Source organism: Paenibacillus sp. FSL H8-0317, assembly GCF_045040685.1.
Lineage (GTDB): Bacteria > Bacillota > Bacilli > Paenibacillales > Paenibacillaceae > Paenibacillus.
The window spans coordinates 5,365,846-5,379,337 of the sequence record NZ_CP150294.1; the positions used below are offsets into that span (position 1 = coordinate 5,365,846).

The window sequence follows — 13,492 nt, forward strand, 5'->3', positions numbered from 1 at the left end:
TTATTATATAATAAGCTCACCACATAAAAGGCTGGCTTCAACAGCTCATGGAAGGAAGTCAACTCTCTATTGAAAGCAACCTTGAATGTACAAGAGCACATACTCATCTGGAATTGTGCATCGCTCAAAATCATGGATGTACGACATATTGTCATACAGGCCGATGAGTGCGTACGTCCTTACCTGTTCCCTGCCAGCGCCTTTCTGTACGTAACGGATGGCAATGCAACCGTGATCTTAGACGGAAATGAGCATGCTACCAAACCATTTTATATGCTTCATGGGGGCAAAAACACCCGTCTGGAAATCATCCCAACGGACGAATCCTTTCATTATTACCTGATTCTCTATAAAGCCTCCTTACCGCTGCCTGGCAATCAGCATACACTTCAACAACCGGATCAACCATTGCCATTCCACCTCCAGTACGGTTTTATTCCATACCATCCTGCCATCCTCTACGAAATCACTGAGCGAATGCTAGGCGAGTGGAATAGACCGGGACGCTTGGAGCGACTCTATACCAAAACACTATTCTATCAATTTGTATATGAATCGCTCAGACAACTGGATCAACAGCAGGTAAGCATTGTTAGGCCTAACCTTGCTTCTCAGCTTATTCGCTATATGCAGGAGCACTACGCCCAGCCGCTGACGCGGGAAACCCTCGCTCGTACATTCCATTACAGCGTCCCTTATCTGTCCAAGTACTTCCGACGTGAAACTGGCGCAAGTCTAATCGATTACTTAATCGGTATTAGGATGAACAAAGCAGTAACACTGCTGCAAAAGACTAAGTTATCTCTGCAAGAAGTCGCTGCAAGCGTCGGATATGCTGATGTATCCTATTTTATAAGAATGTTTAAAAAGCATACGGGAGTGACACCAAAGCAATTCAAGGATGAGTCCGGACAAGTGACGAGAGGTTCTTATCGTCCTATCCTTAGGCTTCGATCATCCATTGCTCCGCGTAAACTCCGTCGTTATATTGATATCAGAGATGATAATCATTATCAACATAGCGAAAAAGGAGATTTACGGATGTATAGAAGCAAACTACCTGTAGGAATTACCCTACTGTTGTGCCTAACTCTATTGGTTAGCGCATGTTCCAGGCCAGCAAACACGAATGGAAGCACTGGCAGTACGCAAAGTCCAACTGTAGGTGCAGAGAGTAATATCAGTAACACCACAAACGGAAGCTCGGAGATGGTGACCTATTCTGCGGTTAACGGTGAAGTACAAATCCCCAAAAAACCTCAAAGGGTCGTAATGGTTGCAGGAGCCTTTACTGGTCATTTGCTAGCTCTTGACCTTAAGCCTGTTGGAACTGGTGATGAGTCCTTTAACAGTTATACAGAAGGAAAGCTCGATGACGTTGTCAACATCGGTAACGATGTACCCTACGAGAAAATCATGGAGTTGCAGCCGGATTTAATTGTCGTTTGGAATGACCCTGAAACGATCGAAAAGCTGTCCAAAATTGCACCGACCGTCGCTGTTGAATATGGAGTACCTCTGCGGCAGCAATTGATGGATTTTGGCAAGATGACTGGTAGAGAAGAGCAAGCGAAGGCCTGGATCGCAGAGTGGGACGCTAAAATCGCTGAATATAAACCACTCGTGGAGCAAGCAGTAGGTAATCACACGGTTTCGATTTTTGATACGGGAAGTGCCAAAGAATTTTATGCCTACGGGAGCTTTGGTAGAGGTGGAGATATTATTTATGGCGAGTTCGGCCTGAAGGCACCGCCGATCATTCAGAAGGAAGCCATCGATAGCGGCAAAGGTTGGGCCAAGTTATCACTTGAATTGTTACCACAATATGCAGGAGATTATATCTTTATTAGTGGATGGACAGGGGATGAGAGTGGGGATTCCGTTTTTGAAGGTCCTATCTGGAATAACCTCACTGCTGTCCAGAATAATCACGTTTATCGCGAGGAAAGCCGTGGCTTCGTGTTTAGTGACCCGATTTCGTTGGAAGCACAGCTTAAATTTGTCGTAGACAGCCTAACCAAAACAGAGTGAAATTGAGTAGACCACGGTATGTACGAGGCGAGGAGCAATCCTCGCCCTTTTATTTTTTTGTGTAGTTCTTACCTTTCATTTGAAGAGAGTTTGAAAACAAAAGCACACACATAAACAGGGACCTCTCACCATGTTGGCAAGGGTCCCTGTCTTTAAACTTGTTATATAGCCCATTTTCCGTTAAGTGATGGTAAGGCCTCCGCTTGCATATCCGGCTATGGATGTAGCCACATCAATTCCGGCTGTTACTGATGCTGAGAACACCATAAGCAGGCGGTCACCGGCAGATACCGGAATACTCAGTCCTGTAGTCACTCCGCTGGATATTGTACCCAGTGCCAAAACGCCGGTTAGTGGAGGAGCTAAGGTTACCAATGCACCCGGAACAGCTGTAAAGGAGTTATTAGGTGTAGTGGAACGGAATAATTGTGCAGTTATGGTTACTGTAGATCCAACCAAGCTAAGTCCGGCTGTCGTGCTGAAATAAGCGGCCAGTGAAGTAATTGTTCCTGCACGTGATGCCGAGAAAGCAAAGTTAAGCAATGTGCCTGCAGCCCCTGTGAGATCAATAATTCCTCCGTTAACACTTACTCCGGTAGCACTGTTGCCAAAACCAACTAAACTGGAAGTATTCAAAAGTCCACCCAAAACTGTAGTCAACGCAACCGGAAGTCCTGATGCATAAGGAATAATTGTTCCGGAACCTGTCGCACCCGTAGCCCCGGTTGTACCTGCTGTACCTGTCGCTCCCGTTACTCCGGTTGTTCCTGCCGTACCTGTTGCTCCCGTTACTCCCGTTGTCCCTGCCGTGCCTGTTGCTCCGGTTGTACCTGATGCGCCTGTTGCTCCCGTTACTCCAGTTGTACCTGATGCGCCTGTTGCTCCCGTTACTCCGGTTGTACCTGCCGTGCCTGTAGCTCCCGTTGCTCCGGTTGTCCCTGCCGTGCCTGTTGCTCCCGTTGCTCCGGTTGTACCTACTGTACCTGTTGCTCCCGTTACTCCCGTTGTACCTGCTGTGCCTGTTGCTCCGGTCACTCCGGTTGTACCTGCTGTGCCTGTTGCTCCCGTTACTCCGGTTGTACCTGCTGTGCCTGTTGCTCCCGTTACTCCGGTTGTACCTGCTGTGCCTGTTGCTCCGGTTGCTCCTGTTGTTCCCGCTGCACCTGCTGTGCCTGTCGCTCCCGTTACTCCCGTTGTACCTGGTGCGCCTGTCGCTCCGGTTACACCCGTTGTACCTGCTGTGCCTGTTGCTCCCGTTACTCCGGTTGTACCTGCTGTGCCTGTCGCTCCTGTTACACCCGTTGTCCCTGCTGTGCCTGTTGCTCCGGTTGCTCCTGTTGTTCCCGCTGCACCTGCTGTACCTGTTGCTCCCGTAGCCCCGGTTGCACCTGTGACTCCCGTGATACTTGGGATTTCACCCAGCAATTCGGAAGAAACCAAGCGATGGGCTGTTACCAAAGCGCCTGTGCTGCTCTTACCCCATACGGATACTTGAACAGGATCATTAACCACCGCTGGTGTTGAAAAAGTAAACTCGAAGGCATCAAAATTAGCATAATAGTTGTTGGTTATTACTTGATTGGGTGCGATGTCAAAAGACTCACTGACATACAGTACTCTTATTCCACTTTCCATGTAATACCCTTGTATTTGTACGGTTGAGGCTGTGACATTACTGCGGTTATCAACTCTGACAGTAACTGTCTGAGTCGGTCTTACACCGCTAACAGCATTATTTTCAATCGGCCCTGTTGATAAAAAACTCATCGCTACATCTCCTTTTTTGAGTAGATTTTATCTTTTAGCTGTTCTTGACTGTTTTTTCGTGCTCTACAACACGATGTGCATCAACCAATTGTCCGGACGCTTGTTTGCCCCACACTGAAATCCCTACTTCCTCCACACCTTCCACATCTGTTCCAAAAACAAACTCAAAAGCATCTAAATCTGCAAAATAATTTCTGGTCACTGCTTCATTGGGGGCAATATTGATTACTTCACTCACATACAGCGTTCTTGTTGTGCTTAATACATAACCCTGAATGGACACTGTTACAGAATCCACCTCAGCTCGACTTACCAATCTAATCGTTACCTGTTGAGTCGGTCTAACCCCGGAGACCGGATTGTTTTCAATCGGCCCAGTTGACAAAATAGCCATTTTCCCATCCCACCTTTATGAACCTCTGACTCTAGCAGTATTTGGCATAAGCTCACTAGATAGTAATATTCAAACACTCAACCAACGGTGTGGACAACACACAGGGGGCAATCCACCATTATCACTTAACAACCTTTTACGCTCAGGGCTTTAGCTATACAAAAACTGGGATATGTACAACAAAGAGAAAAAATTATGCAATGTCAAAGTTGGTCAGCAAGTAAGAGTAGATTTTGTTATATAACCAGGATTAATTCCAGAAAAAAACGAAATGACCGTTCCCCCGGTAGATTCCAGGGAAACGGTCGCAGCTTAAGACATCTTTTTCTCGCATCTAAGTTTTATAGAATACGAGATCGAATTTTACCATCAAGCCCAATGTTAAACACATAGAATAATAATGGTCTTCTTCATCCTCTACTAAAAAATAGAAAAAGATTGTATTATCTTAAAATTGTGATATGATATCGTCAAGTTAATAAACATTTAAAAGAAAATATGAAAAATAATTACATTTAAATGGGACCAAACCTCTTTCTTCGCCAAATTTCAGTGTTCTAATCCATTTTATTGAAAGCGATTACAAAAAGAAACCTGACAGATTATAGCTTTTCTAATCACACCCACAGATGCAGGCTTACTTCGGGTTATAGCCACTCCCCTTGCTGCCGTGACCACGTACCCGGTGCACAGGTCGTCTGGCTTAAACCATATATGACAACATGAAGACTTAACCTAACAGCCAACCTAACCATTATTTCAAGAAGGGGGTGACATGAGGAAAATCTCTTCGTTTTTTCGGTATTTCATCATCACTGCTATTCTGAATTTCAGCTCACCAACCAATCCAATCTCATGGAGGCGAAATGTATGATCCGTAAACCGCTAGTTTTGTTGTTGTCGTGTCTGCTAATCTTTGTCACCCTGCCCGTTGAATCGAGCCATGCAGCCAATGCAGCCGTTGCCAAACTTCCTGGAAACTCTAATCCCCTCATCGATCATAAACTGGGAGCCGATCCTTATGTGCTCGTCCATAACAATCGGGTCTATGTCTACATGACAGGTGATGCATATCTGTACAACAGTGACGGCTCTGTCAGAGAGAACCAGTACAGCACGATCGGGAAAATTAACGTCATCTCATCAGCTGATATGGTGAACTGGACAGACCATGGTTCCATCCCGGTAGCGGGTGCGAATAATGCCAATAATGGACAAGGAATTGCCAAATGGGCTACCCAGTCCTGGGCTCCTTCGATGGCGAAGAAAACCATTGCTGGCAAAGAAAAGTTTTTCCTGTACTTTGCCAACTCGGGTGGAGGTATTGGCGTACTCACGGCGGATTCCCCCATTGGACCGTGGTCCGATCCAATTGGTCGTGCCCTCCTGACTCACGGTACACCGGGTATGTCCGGCGTAACCTGGCTCTTTGATCCGGCTGTACTTGTCGATGATGATGGCTCTGCTTACTTGTATGCTGGAGGCGGCATTCCGAACGATACCAACGCTGCTTCCATTGCCAACCCCAAAACAGCTCGGGTCATTCGTCTCGGTGCCGACATGACCAGCGTGGTGGGCAGTGCTGTGACTATTGATTCTCCTTATATGTTCGAAGATTCCGGCATTCACAAGTATAACGGCAAATATTATTACTCCTACTGCATCAACTTCGCGGGAACACACCCCACTGCCTATCCAAAAGGTGAGATCGGATACATGGTCAGCGACAGCCCGATGGGGCCCTTCACGTATAAAGGACACTTTCTGAAAAATCCCGGCACGTTCTTCGGTGTAGGCGGCAATAACCACCATGCGGTGTTCCAATTCAACAACGAATGGTATGTGGCGTACCATGCGCAAACGGTAAGCAAGGCATTCCTCGGTGATGGTAAAGGGTACCGTTCCACACATATCAACAAACTGACACATAATGCGGATGGAACAATCCAGGAAGTTCAGGGGAATATGACAGGTGTACCTCAGACCACTAACCTCAACCCGTATGTCCGGGTGGAAGCAGAAACCATTGGCTGGCAAGCAGGAATTAACACTGAACCGAGTCAAGCGAGCGGTGGACCTGTAGCCAATCAGAATGTCACTAATATTCATAACGGGGATTGGATCGCGGTCGGCAATGTTGATTTTGGCTCAGCTGGAGCCTCCAAGTTCAAGGCCAATGTCGCTTCTACCGGAAATGGCAACATCGAGGTTCGACTGGACAGTCCGACAGGCCCACTAGTTGGAACACTTAACGTAAGTTCAACTGGCGGTTCGCAAACTTGGCGCGAGATGGAGACCAATGTTATCAATGCTACAGGGGTACATCGTTTGTATCTGGTGTTTACAGGCTCGGGCAATGGAAATCTGTTCAAACTGGACTACTGGCAGTTCACATCCGGTTCGGGCGGCAACCCTAACCCAAACCCAAATCCTAATCCCAATCCAAACGTTACGCGTTACGAAGCCGAGAATATGACGCTTGGCGGCCAATACGCTGGCGTAATCAGTTCCCCTTTTAATGGAGTCGCTCTTTACGGGAACAATGATTATGCAGCATACAATCAATATTTTGCATTCCCAACCCATCAATTCTCTGTCCGCGGCGCTTCCAACAATAATAATACAGCCCGTGTTGATCTGGTCATCGGGGGTGTAACCGCTGGTTCTTTCTACTTCACGGGAACGGAGCCGACCGTTCAAACCCTCAGCGGCATCACACACGCTACAGGTAATCAGGAAATCAAGCTGGTCGTAACAACGGATAATGGCACTTGGGATGCTTACATTGATTATCTGGAGTACTCGCTTTAATTCATAGGACATGATCAATTGGGAGGATAGAATATGTGGAAAAAAATCAGTGCTCTTCTACTCGCTCTTCCTTTGCTTATAACATCATTCCCTTTGACAAGACCGGCAGCTTCAGCCGCAACGTTCATCAATCCGGTTATTTACGCGGATGTTCCTGACAGTGACGTCATTCGGGTAGGCAATGCATTTTATATGACAAGCACAACGATGCATATGAATCCGGGAGTCCCGGTCATGAAGTCTTATGATCTGGTCAACTGGAGCATCGTAAACTATGTATACGATACGCTTGGAAACGGGGATATACAGAATCTGAACAATGGACAAAACGAGTATGGGCGTGGTTCCTGGGCGAGCAGCTTGCGGCACAACAACGGTATATATTATGTGGCCTTTGGATCGCTTTCCACGGGCAAGACGTATATTTACCAAACCAGCAATATTGAAACAGGGCCATGGACACCTTACACATTGAACAGTTATTACCATGACCCCTCCCTTTTGTTTGACGGGAATCGAACCTTTCTTGTTCATGGCAGTGATAACATCAGTATCGTTGAGCTGACACCTGATGCCAAGGCCGTTAAATCCGGCGGGCTCAATCAGGTCCTGATTCCAAACGCGAGCAGTGTAGCCGGCTCCAACATGATTGTAAAGGCAGAAGGAGCACACATCCAGAAGATCAATGGCATGTACTATGTATTCCTGATTGCCTGGCCTTCGGGTGATGGTCGCATTCAGCTTGCCTATCGTGCAAAAACATTGACAGGTCCATACACAGGTAAAGTTGTACTCAGAGACTCGGGAATCGCCCAAGGAGGCATCGTGGATACCTCATCCGGCGCTTGGTACGGCTTGCTGTTTCGTGATAGCGGGGCCATTGGACGCATCCCCTATCTCGTTCCTGTGACGTGGTCGGATAACTGGCCTGTGTTTGGGGTAAACGGCAAGGTTCCCCTTAACATGAATATGCCCGTTGAAGGTCAGCCTGCTGCCAAAATCCACGGGTCCGATGAGTTCAATGCAACCACATCAGGCACACCCTCAGTAACGCAACTGTTAGTGAACGGCGGCTTTGAGGAAAGCAACGTTCAGCCGTGGACCAGCAACAATACGGCGAACATCACCGTAACAAATGCCGAAGCATTCAGCGGTACAAAAAGCCTGCTCGTCAGCGGCAGACAGCAGACAGCAGGCGGAGCCAAACAGATGGTTACAGGCAAGCTGGTACCCGGAGGAACTTACTCTTTTTCGGCAAAGATCAAATACACTACTGGTCCTGCAACCAAAACGTTCAATCTTAGCATCCAGAACGGTGCAAGTTATACCGGAATTACCATTATGGGCGGTGCAACGTTAACCCGCGGACAGTGGGGTACCATTCAAGGTACGTATACCGTTCCGTCAAATGCAGACCTGTCCCAAAGCTTTATTTTTGTGGAAACACCGTATAACCCGAATCCGGACCCGACCAATGATCTGATGGCGTTCTATGTGGATGACGTCTCCCTGACAAGCAACTCATCTTCTGGTACAACCAGTCTCGCTACTTTCTGGCAGTGGAATCATAACCCTGATGCTGCCAACTGGTCCCTGCTCCAGCGGCCCGGTTTCATGCGGTTAACCGCAGGCAAAATCAGCAAAAACCTGTTAGAAGCCCGCAACACGCTGACACAACGAACCTTTGGTCCAAAAAGCACAGGGATGACTGCTTTGGATACAGCAGGCATGAAGGATGGTGATTATGCTGGACTCGCTGCTTTTCAGGCCAAATATGGTTTTGTCGGCGTAAAAATGAAGGGCAGCACCAAATCCATCGTTATGGCTAATGCCAGTTCCGGCACCATGACTGAAGTAGCAACTGTGCCATTAAACCAGAACAGAATCTATCTCCGCGTCATCTGTGATTTTACGAACCAGACCGACAAAGCCTACTTTGCTTATAGCCTGAATGGAAGTAACTGGACAACCATTGGTAATACACTTCAAATGTCTTACACACTGCCACACTTTATGGGATATCGGTTTGCACTATTCAATTATGCAACGAAGTCTACCGGAGGATATGCAGATTTTGATTACTTCCGCGTAGAATAAATGTAGTTTTATTCGGTTATTAATTTTTCGCTTATGATCAGGACCTGGACTTCACCTTGTGTGGAGCAAGGTCCTTTTCAGTATATTTTTATATGAAGAGATTCACCTTTTAACTTCAAAAATCCCGAATCTTGACAAGGATGAAGCATACCTCATGTAAACTTCATGTTCCATATATCACCTCTATAGTAAGATATAGATTAATGTAAACATTATTAATTTCTAATCGATAAGGAGGGTTTTATTTGAAAAATATAATTGTCTTTGGTGCAAGCAAGGGATTAGGCGATGCATTTGTCCGAGGTGTGCCGCAATCCGGTGATAAGGTTTGGGTGGTCTCTCGCAGCAAGCCGGAAAGTCTCTCCGTGGAGGATGGCGTCGAGCGAATATGGATTCAGGCTGATCTTTCCGAGCTTCAGGCCGCAAATCAAGTTGCCAGCCAACTTCAAGGCGAGACGTTGGATGTGCTTATTTATAACGTGGGGATCTGGGAAAAGGAAGGATTTGAAGAGCACTATACGTTTGATAAGGATGAACCGGCAGATATCAGTCAGCTGATCCATGTGAATGTGACTTCTACAATTGTATGTATACAGGCGTTACTGCCTCAGCTCCGCCAGTCTGAAGCAGGGAAGATCATCCTGATCGGTTCAACAGCCGGTTTGAGCAATGCAGGCAGCAGCCAGGTTTCTTTTGTCGCCTCCAAATTTGCCATACGGGGTATTACGGAAGCTCTAAGAGAACATACGAGGAATGACCGCATCGCGGTGACATGCATCAACCCGGGAGAACTGGCGGCAGAAATTCCGTATGAAGACGGGATGGAACGTGCATTGGCCGAGTATGATGGGACCCGCATTCCCCTGCAGGATATGGTCGCCATCGTTCGATGTATCATCAGCTTGTCCAAAGCGGCCTGTGTAAAAGAGATCAACATGCCCGCCTTAACGGATACGAACACCTAGATAGAAACCCGTTTACATTAATACATGCGACAAGTGCGCAATACCTATGGAATTCAGGCGTTCATGCTCAGGGATATTTTCATATAACAAATGGGATTTTCCGGCCTTTTCCAGGTGATCACGCATAGCTGCAATCCGTCCCTTGTTAACATCAATAAAACGAAAATCGATTTGGCGCAAATGCTCCAGCCCGGTCAGTCCAGCAAACGAATCCGCCTTGAGCGCCGTATTAATCTCTTTCAGTTCAATAGACTCCAAAGCACGTGCTGTCCATAGATGTTTGGTATCCCGCAACGATTTCATATAGTCCAGTTCGAGCTGTCTGAGAGAGGTCATATGGGAGAAGTCGCATAAATGCTCCAGCTTGGGCAACGACAGATGCAGATATTCCAGCCCGCGCATCTGTTCGAGTCCCTGAATACTCGTCAGTTTGCGAACAGAGCTTAGCTTCAACATTGAGATGGTCGACTGTGTCAATGCATCCAGTCCCCCTTTTAACTCACAGTGATCCAGGGACAGATACTGAAGCATGGGCAGTTCCGCCAACACATCAACACTTTCGACCGTGCAGTTCAGAATGAGCGTATGCAGTTGGAGGCATGCTGAAAGGGAAGCAAATCCGTTGAATTTGCCACGCAGTTCAAGAAAGGTCAATCGTTTGTAGTGTTTAATAAAATCGAGCACGGTCGCCTTTGCAGGTGAATTCAATCTTAGAAACTGCAGTTGCTCCATCGCACCCAGGATCGTCAAATCCTGTGCCTGCGAAAGATCAAGCTGCAAGGCAGACACATGTTTCAACTGTGCCAGTCGCCCCAAAAATCCGGATGAATATACCCCTTTAGGGTCCATATGTGATATGTGTAGGATCAGATCCGGCCGGGCAAAGAATACTTTGGCATCGAGCTCGGCAAGGTCCTCGTATGTATCCGCGTCAACGCGAAAATGAACCGTTGCTCTGCGGCGCAACAGATGCACCGCCTGGTGCATCTTTTCGGCATTCCATGGAAGCCCCTGTATTGAAGCATGCCATAACTCACTCACAGATAATCCCCCTTTTCCATCCATAGTTCCAATTCATTCCATTATAAACAAGATCACCTGAATGAACCACCACCGATCCCATTTTTTCATTCCTTTCCTCTTTTTTCATCCCTCCCCTTTCACCCTTCTCATACTCATGCCTTTCCTTTCCGTTACTTTCAGGATTATTCGACAGAAATCTACATAAAATTAGAGATCATACCGACATATAACTTAGGCGTTTTGAGCTTTTTATTAATCATCTGGGGAGATGGAATATGTCGAACATGTTAAACAAGCGGGGGAAAACGGGAGCACGGACATCCAGTATGGCAAATACGTTGTCCATTGTGCTGCTGATCATTATCGTAGTTGTCTTTGCCGTGCTGGGAACATTTATGTTTGCAAGCACACGAAACATTCTGGTGAAACAGCAGGAATCCATGCTCCAGACCAAGACACAAGCCATTGTTAGTGAATTTGATGCACTATTCAAGGAAAAAGGTGCACTGGTCAAGCAAATGTCCACCAACACATTATTTCAGCAATACATAGAAACAACAGCATCTGCTGCGGATGCGAAAAGTTCAACCTACGCTGCGGAAACACAGGCGACACTCGCCGCTATCGTTAAGGCAGAGCCTTCGTTTGCCGATGCCTGGGTCGCGGGTCTGGATGGAAAAGGCTTTTGGATTCAAAATGATGGTGTCGTATCTGCACCGGACTTTGATATCCAGTCACGTCCATACTACAAGCCGGTTACCGACGCAGACGGACTTTATTTCTCCGATCCGTACATTGATATTGCAGCAGGCGATGTACTCATGGGTATCTTTTATCCGATCAAAGACGAAAACAACAACACGATCGGCTTTGCCGCAGCGGATATTGCATTCAAGGATATCCCGGCGATTATGGAGAGTTATTCCCTTGGAAGCACAGGTTATTCTATGTTGCTATCCAAGAGCGGGGAAATTCTGTACCATCCGGATCAAGAGAAGGTATTGAAGGAGAACATCCTGAACAGTACGGGGGACATGGGAGACATCGGCAAGAAAATGCTTGCCGGTGAAAACGGCGTACAACTTATGAACGACAATGGGGAACGTCGATATATCGGCTACGCTACCAGCAAAGATACGGGATGGTCCGTTGGTCTGACCATATCCGAAGAAGAAGTTCTTGCGGAATTAAAAACATTCACGTGGATTACGCTTGGCGGTTTTGCTGCAGCCACCCTTCTGCTTGTGATTATCTGTTACATTACCCTTCGCCGTCTGTTACGCTCCATACCACAGCTGCTGGCCAAGATTAAACAGATTGAACAAGGTGACCTGACTGTCAAACTGGATATCAAATCTAATAATGAAATTGGCCAGATCGCCACAGGCTTGAATTCCATGGTGCAGAAAATTCAGGGCATGCTGCAAATGGTCGGCAGCTCGGCGCAAATCCTGAACCAGTCGTCGAATGATCTGCAAGCCATCTCCTCACGAACGGCTGTGACCATGAATGACACATCAACAGCCATCAACGAGATTGCCAATGCAACGAATTATCAGTCCATCGAAACGGAAAATATCTTACGCAAAACAGGCTCATTATCCAGCCAAATTGATGAAATTGCTACCGATGCGCAGGCTATGGGAACGGTCGTGCAGACATCTGCTGATCAAAGCAGCCAAGGACTTGCGGTCGTGGAACAATTATCGAAATGGTCCGAGGAAAACCATCAGTCCACCCAAGCAATGTCCTCTATTATCCAGGAGATTGACCTGAGTCGGAATGAAATATCCAGTTTTGTGGATACAGTCAAACAGATTGCCTCTCAAACGAACCTGCTCGCCCTGAATGCCTCCATCGAGGCTGCACGTGCTGGCGAACATGGAAGAGGATTTGCCGTCGTTGCCGAAGAGGTCCGCAAACTTGCAGAACAGACGGCTCAGGCAACAGAGGAAATCAACAAAAAGGTGAATGTTATTGAAGAGAAAACAACCCTGTCGGTTGAGCATACCATGCGCGGTATGAAGATTGCGGAGGAGAATGCCAAATCCGTAGAAGATACCAAACATGTATTCTTCAGTATTAACAAAGACCTGAAAGATCTACAGCAACGTATGATGCAGATTACCACTAATACCGCCAATGTACACAAACACAAAGATGAGATATTCCAGGCACTGGAGATTATCTCATCCACCACAGAGGAGAACTCGGCATCGACGGAAGAAGTAAGCGCCAGCACGCAGGATCAGCTGGATAGTATCGAACAAGTAGCAGATCTGTCGAAACAGTTGAACCAGCTATCTGGCAAACTGCAAGACGAACTAAGCCAGTTTAAAGTAAAGTCATGATCCACAAGCTTTCCCCTGCTCTTCTCTTTTAGTCGCTGTCCATTTATTATTAA

General features: G+C 46.9%; 8 protein-coding genes. 5 read left to right on the forward strand and 3 right to left on the reverse strand.

The annotated features are described in order from the left end of the window. Window positions 1–69: 69 nt before the first annotated feature. Complete coding sequence (locus MHB43_RS24060; RefSeq protein WP_405130588.1) at window positions 70–2,031, forward strand: AraC family transcriptional regulator; 1,962 nt, start codon at window positions 70–72, stop codon at window positions 2,029–2,031. A gap of 180 nt (window positions 2,032–2,211) precedes the next feature. On the opposite strand, the gene MHB43_RS24065 is transcribed toward MHB43_RS24060, so the two are convergent. Both MHB43_RS24065 and MHB43_RS24070 read right to left on the reverse strand, forming a co-directional pair. Continuing rightward, window positions 2,212–3,798, reverse strand: coding sequence for an exosporium glycoprotein BclB-related protein (locus tag MHB43_RS24065; protein WP_405130589.1), 1,587 nt, complete (start codon window positions 3,796–3,798; stop codon window positions 2,212–2,214). A 34-nt stretch (window positions 3,799–3,832) separates the two neighbouring features. Beyond that, window positions 3,833–4,192, reverse strand: coding sequence for a hypothetical protein (locus MHB43_RS24070; RefSeq protein ID WP_307416623.1), 360 nt, complete (start codon window positions 4,190–4,192; stop codon window positions 3,833–3,835). Between the two features lie 870 nt (window positions 4,193–5,062). Between MHB43_RS24070 and MHB43_RS24075 the strand changes: the two genes are divergently transcribed. The 3 genes from MHB43_RS24075 (at window position 5,063) to MHB43_RS24085 (ending at window position 10,065) form a co-directional block, all read left to right on the forward strand. Next, entirely contained in the window at window positions 5,063–7,003 is a 1,941-nt protein-coding gene (locus MHB43_RS24075; protein ID WP_405130590.1) for a carbohydrate-binding protein, read from the forward strand. Between the two features lie 33 nt (window positions 7,004–7,036). After that, window positions 7,037–9,100, forward strand: coding sequence for a family 43 glycosylhydrolase (locus MHB43_RS24080; protein ID WP_405130591.1), 2,064 nt, complete (start codon window positions 7,037–7,039; stop codon window positions 9,098–9,100). A 245-nt stretch (window positions 9,101–9,345) separates the two neighbouring features. After that, entirely contained in the window at window positions 9,346–10,065 is a 720-nt protein-coding gene (locus MHB43_RS24085) for an SDR family oxidoreductase (RefSeq protein WP_405130592.1), read from the forward strand. A gap of 12 nt (window positions 10,066–10,077) precedes the next feature. Here MHB43_RS24085 and MHB43_RS24090 read toward each other — a convergent pair whose 3' ends face one another. Continuing rightward, the gene (locus tag MHB43_RS24090; RefSeq protein ID WP_405130593.1) at window positions 10,078–11,106 is read right to left on the reverse strand and encodes a hypothetical protein; all 1,029 of its coding nucleotides are present in this window, start codon (window positions 11,104–11,106) and stop codon (window positions 10,078–10,080) included. A gap of 257 nt (window positions 11,107–11,363) precedes the next feature. Here MHB43_RS24090 and MHB43_RS24095 point away from each other — a divergent pair, with 257 nt between their 5' ends. Continuing rightward, window positions 11,364–13,439: a methyl-accepting chemotaxis protein gene (locus MHB43_RS24095; protein WP_405130594.1), complete on the forward strand. Its 2,076-nt coding sequence runs from the start codon at window positions 11,364–11,366 to the stop codon at window positions 13,437–13,439. The last annotated feature ends 53 nt before the right edge of the window (window positions 13,440–13,492 follow it).